This window comes from Lacticaseibacillus huelsenbergensis (genome assembly GCF_029726355.1).
Classification (GTDB): Bacteria; Bacillota; Bacilli; order Lactobacillales; family Lactobacillaceae; genus Lacticaseibacillus; species Lacticaseibacillus casei.
In genome coordinates this window covers 1,140,504-1,160,075 of the sequence record NZ_CP120687.1, presented here as the reverse complement: position 1 = coordinate 1,160,075, position 19,572 = coordinate 1,140,504, and the positions used below count along the sequence as shown (strand labels likewise).

The window sequence follows — 19,572 nt, the reverse complement described above, 5'->3', positions numbered from 1 at the left end:
AAATCATTTCCTGTGCCTTGTTTTGGTTTAACCACTTAGTTTCTAAGACAGCCGCATATGTAATGCTGATTATTGCTATTTATTATGCTAATGGGGCATATATGCAAGAATCCTTACTTCGTTTTACTTCCTTCGATAAGCTGGCTGAGAAAGTTAGTTATTGGGGGAGAAATCATGGTCGAGAAGACGATCAGTCATCAGCAGTTGCTGAAGAGATTGGGCCAGTATTTTCGTAATCGCCGTGTGGGGCGTGGCCTGACCTTGAAGGATGTCAGTGGCAACTTGTCTGAGGCCACGATATCGCGATTTGAACGCGGTGAATTGGATATTAGCACGGGGAAGGCACTGGCTCTGATGGTACGCCTCGGGATAGATGAATATGATCTTTTGACGCTTTATGACTCGGATCCAATTAATTTTCCGTTATCGTTGCAGGAACCGATTCAAATGAGTGATTTCAGGATTCTCAATCAGCGCGAAAAAGCATTTTTTCTTGCACATCCAAATCAGAATGAAATGACTGCTTTGGCTCGTATTTTATTTGAGGCTGGCAAATGGTGGCCTGATGCTCATTATCGCTTGACTGCCGAAGAGGAGCAGATGATTGCTGATCGAATGGCTGTGCCGGAGCGATTTGATTTGTTGGGCCTTGAGCTGTATAAAGCTATTGTTGGACCAGCGAGTCACGAGTTATTGCTGTTGTTGCGACAGCGAGCCAAGCGTGTGCAAAGTGACTGGCGAGCACTATCATTTATGCAGCTGTTGATGCTTTGGCTGGGAGCGCTCATGAATCGGGATATGGCTTTAGCAACAGTTATAGAGACTGATCTGAAACCGATCATTAAACAGTATCATGACACAGCACAGGTAATTGAGTTTTATCCGAACTGGCAATATGGGCTGGCAGTTAAACGGTGGTTACAAGCGCCGACCGTCGCGAATGTTGCCAGGATACAGCAGATTATCACAGATTTGCGTGAGCGGAACGTTGAAACAGATGCTCGTTGGTTTGAGTTAATGTTTGCACGTACGCAAGCTGGATCAGTGCATCATAATCCGGCTTTGAAGGATCGTCCTAAGAAAATTGTCTTGAGCAGGACGGGAGGAGAAATTTTAAAGACCCGCCGTGAATATCTTGGTCTGACTCGTGCTGACTTGAAGAATATTCTGAGCGTCACGGCTTTGCGGCGTTTTGAGAGTGGGCAAACACAGCTTTCATTTGGTACTTGGGTGCGACTTTGTGGTGAATTGGCATTAGTACCGTCACAAGTCCTTTCATTGCCTAATCAGTTGGACGCCAAGCATTCTCGTGTACCTGGGTCCATCAGTTTGCGGGCGACATTTAAGCAAGTTGCGAACATTCCAATGGGTTCGGCGCATGACATTGAAGCGGAGAAGGTGATTGCACGCTTTAATGGACAGTTACCTGAGTTGCCAAAGAGCATCCTCGATACCCAGCAGTTTATTCTCCGTTCTGCGGCTCACTTAGCGCCGCCAACCGGTGTGGAAATGCAGAAGGAAGCGTCAATTATTCTTAGCCATTTGTTGTCGATGAATGAGTGGGGGTCACTTGAAACCCACGCATCCGCTGAGCTTGTGCGCTGGCTGCAGCCGGCACAACTTGTGATGTTGTTCCAAAAAGCCAGACGTGTGATCGGCAAACATCCATGGACAACAGTGGGGGTCAATTATATCTTCGATGGTCTGAATCGAGCCATTTTGCAGGTAGTAACTGAGCAACCGCATGATGTTGGGTGTTCGTTTCTAAGTGAGTTCAAGTGGTTGCTGACAATTGGGAATCCGAGCCCCATGCGTTGGCAGGCGATGGGTTCTTGGTTAATTGGAAGATATGTGACAGCGCCGTCGTCTGTTAGTGAAGAAGCGGTCATGCATTACGTTGACCAGTCATTACGCGTCGGGCACCCTGATGCGATCGATAAATTAAAAGTATTGTGGCACGACGAATTGCCGACAAACTTCCTCGATAGTTTTGTGCGTAAGTTTTCTCATTAGTCGACGGTTTTGTGTGTGAAAATTTGATTGATGTATAAAAAATAGGCAGATATGCAAGAATGCTTCTCCGAACACCCTTTACCCAGTATGCTTAGATTATTGGGTTGGCTATAAGGGGATGGCTGGATTAGTAAAGCGACTGAAGAAGCGAATGGCATCTCTTGAAACTAGTGTCTCGCAAAGGCTCCGTTCAACTTTTTGGGGAAGTTTGGATGAAGCGTTTTGGATGCGATCTGACCTGGTTTTGTAGTTGCTGATTTGCGAAGATCGAATTTATCAAGTGGTGCAATTCATTTTTGGGGAATGGATTGCACCGCTTTTTTTAAAAGGTTCAGGAAGGCGAATGAGTTTGCGTGGAAAGATTAAGGCGGGTCTTAGTACCTCAGTTCATTCTAAAAAGCTGTTAGTTTTAAGACTGAACAGTCAGCGATTCTAAGCAAACTCCTTCATGGCGGTATTCATAGAAGAAGCAGGTAGTGATGCATTCTTGAAAACATTTTGGCATTGTAACGCTTCAAAATATTAGGCTGAATTAACTCTCAAAAAAAATTCTCAAAACACTTGCGCCAGTAAGAGGTACGTGATATTATATTTAAGTCGTGAAGCGCGACAGACATAAGTCAATGGGTGGTTAGCTCAGCTGGCAGAGCAACGGACTCTTAATCCGTGGGTCCAGGGTTCGATCCCCTGACCACCCATTTTAGGATTTTAACCGCGATTCACAAGCACAGATAAACGCTTGTGGGTCGCGGTTTTTCTTTACATTCGAGGTTGGAAGGGCTTTCGTAAGCCTTGAACAAATGCTTGGATACTTGCTAAATGTTAGATCATTTACCGGCACGAATATTCAAGCAAGCCCAATTTTTTTTTTTTTTGGGGTAGAAAGAAGTTTATAAAGTAAGAAAATCTGCATGAGTCTCAAGATGATCAAAAATCAATGTTCGGGTTCTAAACTGGTCGATTTCGACCAGTTTAAAAATGGAGGAGTGAATAGATGCCACGAAAGAGAGCTGTGATTCAGCCTAAAGGTGTTGAAGTTAGTTTGTTAAATGGTGCGGGAACAAATGAAGGTGTTGCTCACAAATCGCGAGAAACAAAAGGATATAGAAAAGGGAAAAGGTCGCAAGGAACTGGAATAGTTACGCTGACGATGCGTTATATATAAGTTGTTATCGAAAGCTTGGTTGACCCGCAAAAAAACCTGATCCATCGGTAGTGTTGGACTTGTTAGGTCAATAAAATTCTAAAAGAAGGGCGCGCCACTTATGGTGAAAATTTTAGCATAAGTTGCAAAAAAGCTGGCGAGGATTAAATGCACACTGTACTGAACTAGCGCTTATTTTTATAAATTGTGGCGATGAGATTAAAATTAATATTTTTCGAACGATGGTAATTGTTTTAACAAAGAATATAAAGCGCACATAATTGCTTCTATCGTTAAAGTGTAACCCATTATTAACGCTGGTTTAAGCTCGTCGCTATCTGTTATCTTACTATCAATATATTGACAAATAAGAATTGCTCATTTAAAGTGGGAAAATAAGTAAGCGCTTACTTACAATTGTGCCAGTTGTTAGGTGTCTAATTTGAAAATCTTGCAGGTTTTAAACAACAACGTTTTGCTTGTAGCGGATGGTCATGACAAGCAGCAGATTGTTTGGGGGAAGGGAATAGGGTTTCGGCTTAAGCGAGGCGAGTCATATTTTCCGACTGAAGACGATCATATTTTCCGCGCTGTACCGCCCCGGGATGTCCAATGGGTAGATACGTTTAAAGAGTTGGCCAACGAGATACCGCAGTCGTATTTTGAACTAACGGATAGCATTATCGATCTTGCACAGAGTCGACTGAATGTTTCGTTTGATGGTCATTTGCTGGTTCCATTAACAGACCATATCTATTTTGCAGTTCAGCGGGCCAAAAGTGGCATGGTGGTGAGTAATCCAATGCTATTCGATGTCCAGCGCCTTTTTCAAAAGGAGTTTCAGGTCGGGCAGGAAGCTGTGGATATGATCCAGTCGCATAGTCAGGTTGCTTTTTCAGATGACGAAGCAGGTTTTATTGCGATGCATCTGATTGAGCATGAGTTGGTAGAAACGAATGGTCCAGTTCAGACGGTTGCGGAAGCGATGGCGATTCTTTCTGGCGTCAACGAAATTCTCGGGGAAGACTATGGAGCAAAATTTTCCGAGAGCAGTTTAGCGGTATCAAGAATGGCGACGCACCTTTACTATCTCTTATTGCGAACCCAGGAAGGTAAGTATAACGACTCTAGTGAGAGTTCTGACACGATACTTTTGCGTCAATTGAAAAAGCAGTACCCTTATGCCGGTAAAAGTTTGGGCAAAATTGTTGCGTTTATTGCGGACAAAGTTGGTTATCGGTTTAATGATTCGAACCAGCTATTTCTTTTAATTCACATTATTCATATCATCGAATAGTGGCTTGTGACATTAAGTTGGCAACACCCTGAAGATGTATTGGAATTGGTTTTACCCGATTCCTTTACCTTTCCTGGGTGTTTTTTTATACCAGTCTTTAGGAGGATAAGAATGGAAAAACATGAACGGATTGGCAATGAAATTATTGCAAATGTTGGCAGACTCACCAATGTTGGGAGTGTTGCGCGTTGTTACACGCGGTTGCGGATCAGAATCAAAGATGATGCCAAAGTCGAGTTAGATAAGCTCAATGAAATCGAGGGGGTGGTGAAGGCGTTCGCCTCTGAGGGCAAGGTGCAGATTGTCATGCCGGGATACTTAGATAAAGTGTTTGAGTATATTAATGCTGAGTTCATTGGTGGAAGTCGTGTCTCTGAAGCTGGATCGGCTGTTCGTTCGGTCGAAGTGGTCGATAAGAACCGCAAGCCTTTCACACTCAAGCGTTTATTGAATGGCGTTCTTGATGCTATTTCGAATTCACTAACTCCCGTGATTGGCGGGCTCGCCATGGCAGGGTTATTTTTGGCACTGCTTAATTTATTAACGGTCAGTCATATCGTGGCACAAGGTAGCCAGACGTATCGGCTTCTCTATTTGATGGGAAATTCGCTGTTTTACTTCCTGCCTTTCCTAGTTGCCTACGGTGCTTCCCGCTACTTTAAAACAAATACGATTCTAAGCCTCATGCTGGCTGGGATTATGATGCAACCTGATTTTGTGAAAATGGTCAGCGCGGGCAGTGCCATTCATTTGTTTGGTATTCCGGTTGCCGCGGTGGATTATTCAACCAGTTTAATTCCGATCCTAGTCACGGTGTGGGTTCAATCATTGTTGGAAAAAGTGGTTGATCGTCCTTGGATGAACAAGTTCGGATTGTTGAAGATGTTTCCGGTATTTTTGATCATGGCACCGTTAACGTTGTTGGTGACCGGGCCAATTGGACAGGGTGTTGCTAGTGTCATCGCCAATGGCTCACTTTGGATTTATGATCAAGCGCCGGTTGTCGGCATTACCTTGTTGAGTCTGTTAATTGGCTTTTTCATTATTACGGGTAGTCACTGGGTGTTTTTTCCCGTTGCCATTGCTAACCTCAAGCAACTGGGCTACGATCCGTTCCTTTGGGTGGCCTTTGCGGTTTGGAATTTTGCTGAACTCGGCATGGCGTTGGCGATTTTGGTAAAAGGCAAAAAACGTAGCGTAAAAACTTTCTCCGCAACGGCGGCATTTTCAATTGCCGCGTCGGGTATCACGGAACCCGCAGTATATGGGTTGATGTTAAAAATGAAAAAACCCATTATCCCTTCCACCATTGCCTCAGGTGTGGGCGGGTTATTCTTCAGCCTGTGCCAAGTCAAAGTCTTCTCACTCGTGACAGTCTCAATTCTCAGCCTGCCGCAATTCATTAATCCTGCAGGCGGCAATAATTTTGTGCTGGCTGTCGTGGGGTTGTTACTGACAACTGCTGTTTCGTTTGTCCTGAATTGGTTCTGGGGGATTGACGAATCGATGTTTGATGAAGACGAAATCGAAGCTGCCGCCGAAGTATAATGCTTAGTAAGAAGAACATTCACGTCAATTTGGAGTCATTAAACAGGAGGTTATTGAAAAATGGTTAAACGACTTTTGAGTGCCAGTACCAGTGAAGTGATGCAATTTAACGGACAGGAGCTTAAGGAAAGTATTAAAGCGAGTGAAGGGCGTATTATTGTTAGCGAAAATATTGTGACGCAGGAGAATTTGGATAGTATTACCACTGCCGAGATCGCTGCGGCGTTTGGGGCGGATATGATTCTGTGTAATCGGCTCGATGTGTACAATCCGAAAATCTTCGGACTTTATCCCGGTGAACGCGATTTGTATAGCGCGCCTAAGCATGATGGTAAGGCGAGCATTGCGCGGCTGCAGAAGCTGGTTGGGCGGCCAATTGGCATCAACGTTGAGCCGATTGGTGACCATCCAAATATGATGGAGAATCAAATTTCCATTTTGCCCGGTTGTACGGCCAGTGAGGCGGTTATCAAGAAGGCCGAGGAGATGGGCTTCCAGTTTATGGTCTTGACGGGCAATCCGGGCACCGGCGTCACGAATGCGGAGATCGCCCACAGTATTGCCCTGGCCAAAACGTACTTCAGCGGCTTAATCATTGCCGGAAAAATGCATGCCTCGGGCGTCGATGAACCGCTGATGAGTGAAGAAACCGCGAAAAGATTTATCGATGCAGGTGCTGATGTTATTTTGGCGCCGGCCGTTGGATCGATTCCGGGATTTGATGAGGCTGCTTTGAAGGCGGAGGTGCAAGTGGTTCATCGCGCTGGCGGTTTGGTCATGAGTGCGATTGGGACGAGTCAGGAAGGCAGCGGTAGCCGTGTGCTTCAGGAGATGGCTATTCGCAATAAAATCTGCGGCGTGGACATGCAACATGTTGGTGATTCCGCGTGGGGGTTTGAGTCGCCAGTTGACAACCTGTACGCCGTCAGCAAGGCCATTCGCGGGGAACGGCATACGATCCAACGCATGGCAAGGTCGATTAATCGTTAGGATTGACGAATCTTTTTATCATGAAAAAACGCAACATCTGCCTTTTGTGCCCGGAAGTTCAAAGTGGATTAAGACAACATTTTTGACAGTATCCGGCTGGCCGAGCTGTTTGATTCTTCTTTTTGTCATTAAATTGTACACTATAGGTAACGCAAAACGGCCACTCCAATGCGAAGGCTGGGGTGACGCGATGACAGAAAGGCCGTGAGAAAATGCACGAAGATCTGGGTAGTTATGCATATGTTCAGCGTGTTTACAATGCCAATATGCGTCTGGCTGATTATCGGTTGCCGGCAACGGCTAAAGATGGAACCGTTAAGTTTTTTGATGATGGCTTGATTAAGCTGACGATGCAGATCGCCAACGGACGCGTGACCAAGATTACGATTGTGACCACCAATCCGCGTTCCTCGGCGTACATGCAGGTTTTTGAAGGCTTTGAGTTTGGCTTTGATGCTGTCAGCACGTGGATTCGAAATTACGAGGAGACCACGCGAACTCATGGCCCTTCTAAAGGGATTGTGAAGGGTATTCTGGCTGATTACAACACGACTGCCGATAATGTCTTGACGGTCAGCTTGACACGCGTTGCAGGGACGGCGCCGGAATGACTTTTGGGTGCATCAATAACAGGCGCGTTCGGAGATGAGCGTCAGGAACACCGCGAGCTTTGTTATTGAAATCATTTTGTGATCATGCTAGGTTAAGACGTACGCGCGGATTGATGGTGATTTTAATCATGATCAGTCGACAAAAGCCTTTTTGACGTCCGAGTTAGTCAGAAACGACCGTGTTTTTTATATGCCGTTTTCAGTACGGCATGCTTTTGTAATGGGAAGGAAGAAGAAACATGAAAATAACATTTATTGGTGTTGGCGATATGGGGAGTCACATGGTACCGCATCTGGCAAAAGCCGGTTATGACGTGGTGATCTGGGATAAAGTGCCAACCAAAATGGCAGCTTTGACGGGAGAGCACGTGACGGCGGCAAAATCGTTGGAAGACGCGGTAACCGCGTCGAAAGTCGTGATCACGTCGGTCATGTCCGATGATGTGCCAGCGTTGCATATCGGTACCCCTGAGCAGCCCGGAATTGTTCATTATCTGCAGCCCGGCAGCACACTTATCGTGACGTCCACGTTGGATCCGCGTAAGATTACGGCCATTCAGTCGGTCATGCCGGCAAACACCAAACTTCTTGACGTGCCAATGATTGGCGGCGTGAAATATGCTCGTGAAGCCGGCTTGGTACTGATCGCGGCTGGAGACAAGCAAGCGGTTGACGCGGTGCTTCCGGTCTTGAAAACATTCGGCACCGTTAAATATGTTGGCGAACAAGGCAATGGTGCCAAGCTTAAACTGATCACGAATGTCGCGATCATGGCGGCAGAAGCAGGGATTCGCGAAACGCTGGATCTTGCCGATGCGTATGGCATTGACTACGCCACGACCTTGGACTTATTACAAATGGGGCCACTTAAGCCAGTCGTCATTCGCGCTTTAGACGAAAGCAACCCACGGCCGCTTAAAGATTCCGTAGCTGATGAAGTCGAGCTGGACAATGCGACCAAGGATTTTGTCGACTTACCAATCGCCAGTGCAGCAATGCGGCGGCTTCAAAAAGCCGTTGATTCTGTCGTCGGCGAGGCGCAGTTTATTGATATCACGAACAAAAAGACGGCTTTGCCGGACACTTCGAAAAAATGAGGTTGCACAATATAAAAGTGGATCGATTCACTGCGGTCGGCCCTGTCAAGTTGACAGATGAAATAATATAAAATTTTGGTAGCTTTTAGATGGCCTTATTCCAGTATTCTTCTGGGGTAAGGCCGTCTCTTTGTCCTGAACGGTTGTCGTGATTGAAATAGTGGATCCCATCTTCAACGAGCTGGACGAACTCCTTATAAGTTTTTGCCATTGGGTGACGATCCATCCACCGCAGTTTAAACTCATTCCACCAGCGCTCCATCGGTGCGTTGTCATAGGGCGTTCCCGGTCGCGACATACTTCGTGTCACTTCAAACTGGCTAAGGTAGCGGTTGAATGCCTTAGATGTATAGGCGGAGCCACGATCAGTATGAATGAGCGGATGGACGTTGCTGGCGCGAGTGAAAGCGCGCTGGAAGACCTGAATCTCAGCGGCGGTTGTTTCGGTTGCGCTTAGATTGTAAGCCAACAGATTGCGACCATAGAGGTCAAGAACGCCACTGAGGCGCATCTTGTACTCGCCGTTGATACCGTATTTCAACTCGGTTGAGTCGGCTAGCCAGACTTGATTAGGGCGTTCCACGTAGAAACATTGATTGAGCACATTGTCTTGCAGGTACTGTTCAGATTGCTTGACGCGACTATGCCGTTTTTGGCGAATCTGACATCGAATGCCAAGCTCGCGCATGACGCGACGAACTTGTTTGATCGTGACCGGGAAGTCAATTAGCTCATCCTGTTGTAAGTTGATCAGGAGATTCCCGGCGCCAATGCCTTGGTGATGAAAGTCAAACCAATATTGGGTCCGCTCCTTGAGCTGCCGATCGTGGACCTCCCACAATGTTTTCTCCCGCCTTAAGCCTTTGTAATAAGCTTGACGGCTGACGCCAATAACGTCCAATAACTTTGTGACAGCGCCGTGGTGGCCTTGACTAACTTCTTCGATGGCACGGTAAGCTTGTCGGCGTTGTTTGATCACTCCTTGTGCTGGATTTCCAGTAATTTTTTTACAAAGGCCTCCACTAGCTCTTTGTCCTTGAGTTCAGCTTCTAGTTGACGAATGCGCAGTTTGGCCTTGTCTAATTCGGTTAGATCACGCTTGTCTTTGTGGTGACCACGGTTATCTACCAGCGCCTCATAACCGCCTTCGCGAGCCTTGATCACCCAAGACCGTGCCTGTTGATAAGACACATCAAAATGGGCTGCCGCTTCAGTATAGGAGTGCTTACCCTTAGTGACATATTCAACGACTTTAATGCGTTCTTCGAAGGTGGTTGTACGACTCATGGTGGGGACCTGCTTTCTAGACGGTGAAGCCGTCAAAGATTGATGATCCCTATTATACATGGCTATCCAACGTTGCAGTTGTGTTGATGAACGCAGACCAAATTGCATCGTAACTTCGGCTAATGACCCTTCACCACTAAGATAAGCAAGCACTGCTTCAAGCTTTAGCTCTTTGGTATAATGTTGATTCTTTCGAGCTTCCTCTAATCCCTTAATCCCATCACGTTCATAGAGTGTCTGCCAACGTTGTAATGTACGATCACCAAGACCGTGTTGACGAGAGAAACTACTGATACTTGTCTTCGAATGTCTGAACTCCTCCAATATGTGTAACTTTTCTTGAGCTGTGTACTTAGATCTGGGCATAGAAAATCCCTCCATGATCATCAGATGAATTATGATATTTCATCTGACAACCATAAAGGGATTATCGCACACGGCGATGATGGCTGTGATCGATCCATTTTTTAGTTGTAGAAAAGATTGACTCAGAAGATTTATAAGGAAATTTTGGTTTATTACATGATTCTCATATGCTACTTTGCATTGACAACATTCTGGGGATGGTGCTCAAGAAATGCCTTTAGATTCGCAACGGTGATATCAAGCAGCCGTTCTCTGGTTTCAAACGGCGCCCAGGCAATGTGCGGTGTGATATAGCAATTTTTAGCGGTTAACAATGGGCTGTCCGGACTGATCGGTTCCTGCTGCGCGACATCAAGACCGGCTGCAGCTATTTTTCCGTTATTTAACGCCTCGGCCAAATCCTGCTCATTGATGAGTTTGCCACGAGCCGTGTTAATAATAATCGTTCCCGGACGCATCTTTTCGATCGTCTCGTGGCGAATCATATTCAAGGTTTCTGGCGCCTGGCGAACATGCAGGCTAATGATATCGGCCTGCTTCAGCAACTCATCTAGGCTAACCTGTTGGCTAATGTTCGGGTCATGCGGCTTGGGCCGATGATTATAAAACATAACCTTCATCGAAAAGGCATGCGCAATGGTCGCGACTTTCTGGGCAATTCGGCCATAACCGATGAGTCCCAGTGTCTTTCCTTTAAGTTCCACCAGCTTCTTTGCCCAAAAAGTGAAATTGGGACTGGTCGGCCACTTGCCTTCATGAACAAGGCGGTTGTGGAGGCCGACATGACTGGTTATTTCTAGGAGCAAGGCAAAGGTGAATTGGGCAACAGCATCCGTTGCGTAAATCGGTACATTTGTCACCGGAATATGCCGTTCACTAGCCGCCTCAGTATCAATGACATCATAGCCATCGCCCATCACGCCAATGTATCGAAGGCGCGGAGCAGTGCGAATCGTTTCGGCTGTCAAAGGCGTCTTGTGGGTCAAAATGATATCTGCATCGCCAATCCTTGCCAAAATTTTTGCATCGTCATTCGGCGTGCGATCATAAAAATGGCATTCGCCCAGATTGCATAAGGCGCCCCAGTCTAAATCTTGGTTTAAGGCGTAGCCATCGAGTAAGACAATTTTCATCGTTCAAACACCTCGCTGAGTTTGATCATTAGTCCAATGTTAGCGTGACGCTTGGCTTCAGTATACGACTTTTATAGAAGAAGCTGATTTAAACTGAGAGAAAATTGAACGACTTTAGACCGTTTCACGTGAAACAAACGTCGATACTTATGATCAGTCAGAAATTCCACTAAAAACATGAAATTACCTTAACTTTTTGGTCCAGACTGCCTGAATGTGCATGCAAGAATTATGCTAAAAATAGTGGAATTTTCCGCAAACAATGCAGCTTATAGAAAAGTTGGGTGGTCATTTTGAAAAGAAAACACCTAGTATCACTTGTCCTGATCGTCAGTGTATTGGCGCTTGTGCTTGTAACTTTTGTCAGTCTTCGTCACCAAGGTCCTAAAAACAAACGCGATCCTGGCGCTGATGCTAAGGGCTTTTTGATTAAGTTGCCTGGGAATTTTGAAATTGTTAAGTCGGGTATTGGCCCTTTTTTGATTGAGCGAATTCCTAAAAAGTTACAGACAACGACTGATGCCAACACGCTGCTTTACCATGTTCAAGCCGCTGGGTGGCATGGTCAGGTGATGATTGTGAAGGCAAAGGAAGATGACAACTACGACTTTTTGAAGTCCGGTGTAAGCGGTGAGGGTTATGCGTTGATTAACTTACATACAGGAAAACGGGTGTGGGCGCATCAGTTGGCCTCGTTACATCGTCGATATCCGGAAACCCGTCGAATTCGCGTGAAACCGTTGGACCACTACCACTGGCGGAACCCTTCCAAGCAGCTTCCTAAAAGCGAGGATAATCGGGTGATTACGTCACGGGTTTTTACTAATATGGTGACTAGTCATTAAGTGATGTTGAAGTGGTAGCTAAAGCGACAACGCTTTTCGTCATTGCGGTAATCTGTCGAATGCAGAAAATCCATTAGTACCAGCGAAGCAGGCTGGCACTAATGGATTTTTGCTATGGCTGATTTTTAATTTCTGACTTTAGTTGGGCTTTCTTCAAGGGGGCTCAAACATTCGCAAACAATATTTCTTTGTCACCGAATCGCGATAAATCATTGTCATAACGTTTAAACTCTTGAGGGTAGAGTTTGCAGAATTGCGTGCACGCAAAATTTAGCGCAAAACAACCAGGCTGATGAAAGATGTTACTGATTAGAACGAAACTATCGCAATGGCGCGAATGTTGGCTACAACTGTTTGTTCTTTTGAGTACCCGTAATGCATGAATTAAGATAATGGCTGTTACCGGTCATACATCCTCGGACATTGATAACTAGGAAAGGTACTTAGTGTCCACCGGTTTTCGATGCGGCGTTAGTTGATCAATTTCGTATATTTTGATGTTGCCTGCCAAACTGATTTTATCAGTTCTGAACAAAACCAAATCAAATGCCAATGGATCAACCGAACTAGCATAGCGCATTCCATCAACACCCATTGTTTTGATCAGGTCGCTAATAAACTGTGTCGGCACATAATCCACTTCAGAACGATTACGGCCACTTGGACGCCTCATCGCTTTGTCGATATCCAACAGAATAGGGCGATTAACTAAATACGCCATTTTATCAACGCCACCAAACGGACTTAATTCAACCAATCCATCTAAGTCAACAACTTGTAACGGTGTTGTCACCTTAAAAGTACCAATTGCCACAAGATCTCGAATTGCAGTCTTGATTTCGACTAAACTTGTTGTCTCGTTGCTACCCAAGTACAAATATGAAAAGCCGGGTGCATTCAAACGGCCGGCGCCAGCTTTAACTACTGGTGCAGGTCCAATCGTTGCTATGTCATGAACATCAAGCTGTGGCAGATCTATTTCTGAAATCTTTCGGGCGCGATAGTAGTATGTTTCATCTGCCGCTATTGAAATTACCAAGAACTGTAAAAAATAAGTTAAGTTTTTAGTAACCATGATGCCACTGTGATAACGGTTCTCGTGTCTAATGATGTTTTCAAACTCCGCCCAACTTTTCCCCGAGAAGATTCCTAGTTCAAGTTGGTACTCTTCACTAGTCACATGCAAGGGTATTACCAACCCTTGCAACATTTTCGGATTATCGCGGAAATAGGTTGGAGCCAAATATTTTAAAAGCACCTCAAGCTCATTTGTTTCTAAATTAAAAATCCCCCAGTGGTCTCTGAGCTGTGCAGACAATTTCTGAGCATGATGAATATGATGACTCTCACTAGGAATATATAAATCAAATATTTCAATGAACTCGGATTGAAAACCTTCCATGTAGCTTGCATCGCGTTCAAGCAGATCAAGATCAATCGTTTTAGTCAACTGTGCGCGATGACGACTACTCACATCGCAACAGCCCTCTTCACCAACCCTCTGAATCCAGTTGCGAATCTGTATGTCGCGGAAGCAATTAAGGCAACATTTCATGCGTCGGCCCTCTCTGCTAAATAACGTCCCATAATTTCAAGATGATGTTTAATAGACAGCTTCTTGACTACACCTAACCCCGAATATTGTTTGAGCTTCGACATCGTTTCAAATTCTTTTAATGCTCGTGAATCATTGCGGTCATGATCGAAATTGGGAGAATGGTACCATTCCATCAACGCTTCTAGTGCTTCGGCGAACTTTCCGGGAACATCATTGATGTCATCGTTTGTTTTTGAAACAAAATGTCGGATCCAAAGTTCTTCATCTTTCCGGAAATACACGATATGAATTGCAACGGCTCTCGGAGCAAATCCCTTATCAACATATTCAGAACCAATCACAGAGTAGTCGCTAAATCCAGTGTAACCATCCTGCTTGTAATAAATATGTGTATCCGAAAAGAACTGCTCGCCTCTATCCGCATAGTCTGCGTTACGCGATTCTTTGTCAAACGCATCCTCCAGCACTGCTACTTCTCCATTAGCGTGCCGTCGTAACGAACGATTATCAGGAGCAATAACTTTGATTGCCTGTTTCCAAACTAGGCTCTGCCAGTTCAATGCCGGATGAGCATTGCTTGGGAGTATAATCATTGACTTTGGGTTGTCGTATTCACTTAAAGTAGCAACCGCTTGCTCTGTTGTACCAATAACAGCCGGAATAAAAGAGCGCTCTTTCTTTAATGAAGTAACTTCCTTGTTATCAACAAATGGCTTGTAGGCCGTTACCTGCGGGTTTTGAATCACCGCTAAGTCGTGATTTTCATCGTTAAAGCTCCGAAGCGAACTCTTTAGTGTGCTGCTAGCTTTAATCGGTTCAATAATTGGCACTACACGAGATTTCAATGTATGCTCGTTAAGCATCTCACGCAGAGCAATTAACTCGAATTGTTTCCCACGTAAGTATGGATAATACATTTAAACTACCTCCATTATTCCTGATCCAACATTGTGAACAGTTGCTGGTACTCTGCTTGACTATAATCTTGAAAGTATACCAGTTCTTTAATGCTCGTGGGGACATTGTTAAATGCTTTTTCGTGCTTACGAACATTATTCCTTGTTTTTAGCGCTCGCAGTAAATATTGATGGCAAATTTCCACATCAATTTCTTCAAACCACTTCAAACACGTCCGATAGTATTCAAATTGACTAACATCCGGAAGCACATGAAAATAATCTAAAAGAGCTGTTTCGTATTCTGACTTGCGCAATATTTTGAACATAACTGCCTGATTAAGATCCGCTAGGTGTTCTTTTGGCTCAATCAAAGTACTCAGGGTTTGACGTGGTGTTAGAACAACTAAGCCCACGTCTGTCCCCTGCAGTTGCTCGTACAATACCTCTGCATGGCTGTTATCAGTGACCACTGAGACGTATTTGAATGCCTTGTAGTAACTAGATAACTGCGATGAAAGGCGTTTCAAGTTATCCAACTTTGTTTTAATCTCGTAGACTTGTCCAACGCCGTTAATAATTAAAAAATCCAAGATGGACCCTGCAACGGGTAGTTCTCTGATCGCTGTCGAGGTACGAATACTATGCCTGCCTAATAAGATTTTATTAAGCAGTGTATTCTTAAAAAAGTATTCATTGCGATATTGCTTTGCCATAAGGGCGTATGCTTCATCAAAGAGCTTCTTGTTAGGTATCGGAGCGTTTTGTGTCTGTTTTAACCGGGTGATGAATGGCATCGTCGGATCATCGATGAGCTTTCGCAACGTTGAAGGAGAGAAGAGCTGTCCCAATTTACTGTTGCTGATTTCCATATTGACTCCTCTCCTTTCAATTGGATATACCAATGGCTATGACACTTAAATTATAACTGACGAGCACATTCCTGGGAAGAAAATACAACGAAGAAAGTGGGCTTGCTTTGCAGCGAAGCTCGGAGACCGAGAAAAGATTATCTAGCCGATCGTTTACCCTTAGTAACTTCTAACAGGAGGTAAAGTACCAAAGAGCGGAAATTAAATCGGCAAAGTTGTTAGTAACTTGTAAGTTTTAAACGGCCGCCCGGTTTTGCGATAGATGGTGTCGCTTTTTAGAAAACGATGGGTTTCCAGAAAATTTAAATATTTACGTACAGAAACGTGGGAAAGCCCGGTTTTGGCGGTTAATTGAGGCACCGTGAATGGTTGTGGGAGTTGGGCGATAGCCTCTTGGATGATTTTTAGGGTAGCCATGCTTAGTCCTTTATCTAGTTCGAGTGGGGCTGATGCATGTGATTGTGGTTCAAGATAGGCGTCGAGTTGGTTTTGATTGAGTTGATCGCTGTCAAACATGCGGTTCTTGGCGTAAAAACGGTGAATGCTCTTTTCGAAGCGTTGCAGCGTGAATGGTTTGATGAGGTAGTCGATGACGCCTAAGTGTAGTGCATCGTTGACGATTTCAACTTCATTGGCTGCGGTGATTAAAATGACGTCAACGGTTTGCTTGGTACGTCGCAGTTCGGTTAGAAGGTCAATGCCGTTACCATCCTTGAGCCGAATATCTAAAAGAATGAGTTGGATGGATCGAGTTGCTAATAAATTCCGGGCTTCAGCAATGGTGTCTGAAGAGTAAATATTCGAAAATGTACCGATCTTTTCCAAATAGTTACGGTGAATGAATTGCACCATCGGATCGTCTTCAACAATCAGAATGCTTGTCATGTGTTTTCCCTCTTTTCGTTGAGAATAAGGTCGTCGCCGTGATAGTCTACAACTAACTTCAATACTAGCGGGCCATCTTGGTTGAATGTTATGGTGCCGTGTAAATCAGAAAGCAATTGCTGGAAGTAAGCTTGATGAACGAATGATAAAAGTGCATCACGATTTGTTATGGTGCCTAGATGGTAGGTGATGGTTAGTCGATTGTCTGCATAGTCCAGTTGAATGAGCATGCTGTCAGGCAGATCGTGCTGAAGAAGGGCAAAATGCAAGTAGCGGCTGAGCGTTAGCAGCGTTTTCGTTTCTGCTACATTGCGATTGGCGGGTAGTTCCGGGAAAATTTCGTAGTCGAGGGTGGTCTTTCGTTCCGAGAATTTTTCCCGTTCACCAATCATAAAGCCGGCAATAAGCGGATTTTTCACGAGTAAGGCGAGGCGGTTGGCAAATTCCTGTTCCGGTTTCAGTAGATCTTGCAGATAGATCGCCAGTTCGTCGTATTGTTCGATAGCGACCAAGCCGTAAATCACATGCAGTTTGTTCATGAATTCATGGGATTGACTTTGTAAGGCGTTGGCGTAGCTTGTGGTGTTGGCCAGCTGGTCGGCAACGAAAATCGCTTCAGTCGCATTTCGCAAAAAGATCACGTAACCAATTTTTTGCTTTTTAACCATAATCGGGGCGGCCGAGAAAAGGTAGTCCTGACCGTCTTGTTGGTAGAACTGTTCGGTTTTGACCGTCAGCTTAACGTGTTCGGGATGTGTAATCAGTGCGGTTAGTGGTTGGCCGATAAATGCACTTTGCGGGATAAGGTGGTTTTGCAGCTTGCTGGCAGCTTTGTTGACCAACATAATCTTTTGGTTGAGATCAATCACGATGACCGGATCTTTTGTTTCTTCGAGCATGGCATTTCGTTCCTCAAGCAAACGAGCGATTTCCCGCGGCTCTAAGTCGTGAAGTTGCCTCTTAATATAATAGGCGACCAAGAAAGCAATCAGGATGCCCATGACCAGGCCGACAAGCAATGCCAAACGAAAGCCGATCTGGGAGTGGTGGATAAGAGTTTGCAGCGCGGTCACTTTGATGCCTAACGCGACAACCCCGATCTCTTTACCATCTCGATAAACCGGAACGAAGCCGCGGAGTGATCGGCCTAACGTTCCCCGGCGCACCGAGACATGTTCATGCCCACGTAAAGCCGTTACTTCGTCGCCGCCTTGAAAATGATGATTGATCTGGCTGGGATCAGGATGGGTGAGGCGGATGCCTTGCATATTCATCACGACCACGAAGTCCAGATTGAAGTTTTTCGCCAGCGTATTAGCGTAGGAGCGGGTTGCCTGATCCGCATGATCGGCTTCAAGTGCCGCTATGACCCGTGGTTCCCGGGCTAATTGGCGACCAATCGCAAGTAACAGTTGGCCTTCGCGGGTTTCAAACTGCTGCCGGTTTTCTAGCATGGTTAAGCCATAGACCGTGAAAACCGTCACTAACAGGGTTGAGGTGAAAATGAGCGAAAGCCAGCCCCACAGGCGCCATCCTTTTATCTTCACGTTTTTCATACTCCTAAGTGGTGAAATAGTTTGTGAACGAGTTATTGAAGGCTTAAAGAAATGATTTTATGCTTTAAAAAGTTAAATAATCTTCCCTAAATAAAGCGCTTACATTAAGCTGTCAATAAATAAGCAGTTGAAGGGGGAGAAAACAATGGCAAACAAATCCACGACAGCTAAGATGGGGTCAGGGACACAAGGGAAGTGGATGGGTTTTAAAGTCGGTTCGGTGCCGCTGCCGGTTTATCTTGTGATGGCAGCTGTTATTGTCCTTGCGGGAGTGATGCAGCAGTTGCCGGTGAACATGCTCGGCGGTTTTGCAGTTATTTTAACGTTGGGGTGGTTACTAGGGACGATTGGTGCCAATATCCCGGTCGTCAAAAATTTTGGCGGACCAGCGATTTTATCATTACTTGTGCCATCGATTTTAGTCTTTTATAACGCGATGAATCCCAATGTGCTAAAAGCGACCGATATGCTGATGAAACAAGCGAATTTTCTTTATTTCTATATCGCGTGTCTGGTCTGCGGTAGCATTTTGGGGATGAATCGAAAGATCTTGATCCAAGGCTTAATGCGGATGATCGTTCCGATGATGCTGGGTATGATCCTTGCGATGGGTGTCGGCACTTTGGTCGGCGTGTTGTTGGGGTTGGAGTGGAAGCATACCCTTTTCTTCATTGTGACGCCGGTTTTGGCCGGTGGAATTGGTGAAGGAATTCTACCGCTGTCTTTAGGATACAGTACGATCACCGGGACGACCAGCGGCGCGCTTGTGGCTCAGCTGATCCCGGCTACGATTATCGGTAACTTCTTTGCGATCATGTGTTCAGGTTTGTTGAATCGGCTAGGAGAAAAGCGACCAGAGTTGTCTGGACAGGGGCAATTGGTGCGACTCAATGGCGCAGAAGACGATCTCGCCGATGCCTTAAAAGATGATACCGGCCCACTTGATCTCAAAATGATGGGCGCTGGCGTACTCACGGCTTGCACGTTATTCATTTTAGGGATGCTGCTGCAGTCGGTCACAGGTTTTCCCGGACCGGTTTTGATGATTGTGGCCGCGGCGATTCTGAAGTATCTCAATGTCATTCCGGGAGAGACGCAGCGTGGCGCCAAGCAACTCTACAAGTTTATTTCCAGTAATTTTACTTTTCCGTTGATGGCCGGACTAGGACTCTTATACATTCCGCTAAAAGACGTCGTGGGCATGCTGAGCTGGCAATATTTTATTGTGGTGATCAGTGTTGTGTTTACGGTAGTTGCGACCGGATTTTTCGTGGCTCGGTTTTTGAATATGAATCCGGTTGAAACGGCCATTGTAACGGCATGCCAAAGCGGGATGGGCGGCACTGGCGACGTGGCAATTCTGAGTACGGCTAATCGCATGAATTTGATGCCGTTTGCGCAGGTTGCGACGCGATTAGGCGGTGCGATCACGGTGATTACGATGACCGCTATTTTGCGGATAGTGTTTTAGACA

At 45.4% G+C, this 19,572-nt stretch carries 17 protein-coding genes and 1 tRNA gene; 10 read left to right on the top strand and 8 right to left on the bottom strand.

What is annotated here, in order from left to right; translation table 11 throughout:
• Window positions 1-72 precede the first annotated feature (72 nt).
• From LHUE1_RS05200 to LHUE1_RS05165, 8 genes are all read left to right on the top strand, one after another.
• Window positions 73-2,013: a helix-turn-helix domain-containing protein gene (locus LHUE1_RS05200; protein ID WP_241484834.1), complete on the top strand. Its 1,941-nt coding sequence runs from the start codon at window positions 73-75 to the stop codon at window positions 2,011-2,013.
• A gap of 625 nt (window positions 2,014-2,638) precedes the next feature.
• Window positions 2,639-2,711: transfer RNA gene (locus LHUE1_RS05195), tRNA-Lys, on the top strand.
• Window positions 2,712-3,007: 296 nt separating this feature from the next.
• Window positions 3,008-3,178, top strand: coding sequence for a hypothetical protein (locus tag LHUE1_RS05190; RefSeq protein WP_160312081.1), 171 nt, complete (start codon window positions 3,008-3,010; stop codon window positions 3,176-3,178).
• Between the two features lie 421 nt (window positions 3,179-3,599).
• Complete coding sequence (locus LHUE1_RS05185) at window positions 3,600-4,454, top strand: PRD domain-containing protein (RefSeq protein WP_049172763.1); 855 nt, start codon at window positions 3,600-3,602, stop codon at window positions 4,452-4,454.
• A 111-nt stretch (window positions 4,455-4,565) separates the two neighbouring features.
• Entirely contained in the window at window positions 4,566-6,002 is a 1,437-nt protein-coding gene (locus tag LHUE1_RS05180; RefSeq protein WP_277848290.1) for a PTS transporter subunit EIIC, read from the top strand.
• Window positions 6,003-6,062: 60 nt separating this feature from the next.
• Window positions 6,063-6,992 (top strand): DUF7916 family protein, encoded by a 930-nt coding sequence (locus tag LHUE1_RS05175; protein WP_277848289.1) that lies wholly within the window; start codon window positions 6,063-6,065, stop codon window positions 6,990-6,992.
• 212 nt (window positions 6,993-7,204) lie between these two features.
• Window positions 7,205-7,603, top strand: coding sequence for a hypothetical protein (locus LHUE1_RS05170; RefSeq protein ID WP_049172769.1), 399 nt, complete (start codon window positions 7,205-7,207; stop codon window positions 7,601-7,603).
• Between the two features lie 239 nt (window positions 7,604-7,842).
• On the top strand, window positions 7,843-8,700 hold the full coding sequence (locus LHUE1_RS05165) for an NAD(P)-dependent oxidoreductase (protein WP_049172771.1): 858 nt from the start codon (window positions 7,843-7,845) through the stop codon (window positions 8,698-8,700).
• A gap of 85 nt (window positions 8,701-8,785) precedes the next feature.
• On the opposite strand, the gene LHUE1_RS05160 is transcribed toward LHUE1_RS05165, so the two are convergent.
• The 3 genes from LHUE1_RS05160 to LHUE1_RS05150 form a co-directional block, all read right to left on the bottom strand.
• Window positions 8,786-9,679: an IS3 family transposase gene (locus tag LHUE1_RS05160; protein WP_049171184.1), complete on the bottom strand. Its 894-nt coding sequence runs from the start codon at window positions 9,677-9,679 to the stop codon at window positions 8,786-8,788.
• Complete coding sequence (locus tag LHUE1_RS05155) at window positions 9,676-10,353, bottom strand: helix-turn-helix domain-containing protein (RefSeq protein ID WP_213291479.1); 678 nt, start codon at window positions 10,351-10,353, stop codon at window positions 9,676-9,678. Before LHUE1_RS05155 ends, LHUE1_RS05160 begins: the two co-directional genes overlap by 4 nt.
• Before the next feature lie 170 nt (window positions 10,354-10,523).
• Window positions 10,524-11,486 (bottom strand): D-2-hydroxyacid dehydrogenase, encoded by a 963-nt coding sequence (locus LHUE1_RS05150; RefSeq protein ID WP_049169360.1) that lies wholly within the window; start codon window positions 11,484-11,486, stop codon window positions 10,524-10,526.
• A gap of 293 nt (window positions 11,487-11,779) precedes the next feature.
• Here LHUE1_RS05150 and LHUE1_RS05145 point away from each other — a divergent pair, with 293 nt between their 5' ends.
• A complete protein-coding gene (locus LHUE1_RS05145) occupies window positions 11,780-12,331 on the top strand; it encodes a hypothetical protein (protein ID WP_049169396.1) in 552 nt (183 codons plus the stop codon).
• A 430-nt stretch (window positions 12,332-12,761) separates the two neighbouring features.
• Here LHUE1_RS05145 and LHUE1_RS05140 read toward each other — a convergent pair whose 3' ends face one another.
• From LHUE1_RS05140 to LHUE1_RS05120, 5 genes are all read right to left on the bottom strand, one after another.
• Entirely contained in the window at window positions 12,762-13,805 is a 1,044-nt protein-coding gene (locus LHUE1_RS05140) for an RES family NAD+ phosphorylase (protein WP_049169361.1), read from the bottom strand.
• A 77-nt stretch (window positions 13,806-13,882) separates the two neighbouring features.
• Window positions 13,883-14,806, bottom strand: a complete 924-nt coding sequence (locus LHUE1_RS05135) for a sce7725 family protein (protein ID WP_049169362.1) — start codon at window positions 14,804-14,806, stop codon at window positions 13,883-13,885.
• Between the two features lie 14 nt (window positions 14,807-14,820).
• Complete coding sequence (locus LHUE1_RS05130; RefSeq protein WP_049169363.1) at window positions 14,821-15,657, bottom strand: sce7726 family protein; 837 nt, start codon at window positions 15,655-15,657, stop codon at window positions 14,821-14,823.
• Window positions 15,658-15,858: 201 nt separating this feature from the next.
• Window positions 15,859-16,542, bottom strand: a complete 684-nt coding sequence (locus LHUE1_RS05125; protein WP_049169364.1) for a response regulator — start codon at window positions 16,540-16,542, stop codon at window positions 15,859-15,861.
• Window positions 16,539-18,089: a Spo0B domain-containing protein gene (locus LHUE1_RS05120; RefSeq protein WP_049169365.1), complete on the bottom strand. Its 1,551-nt coding sequence runs from the start codon at window positions 18,087-18,089 to the stop codon at window positions 16,539-16,541. Before LHUE1_RS05120 ends, LHUE1_RS05125 begins: the two co-directional genes overlap by 4 nt.
• 181 nt (window positions 18,090-18,270) lie before the next feature.
• Between LHUE1_RS05120 and LHUE1_RS05115 the strand changes: the two genes are divergently transcribed.
• Window positions 18,271-19,569: a 2-hydroxycarboxylate transporter family protein gene (locus tag LHUE1_RS05115; protein ID WP_241484803.1), complete on the top strand. Its 1,299-nt coding sequence runs from the start codon at window positions 18,271-18,273 to the stop codon at window positions 19,567-19,569.
• The last annotated feature ends 3 nt before the right edge of the window (window positions 19,570-19,572 follow it).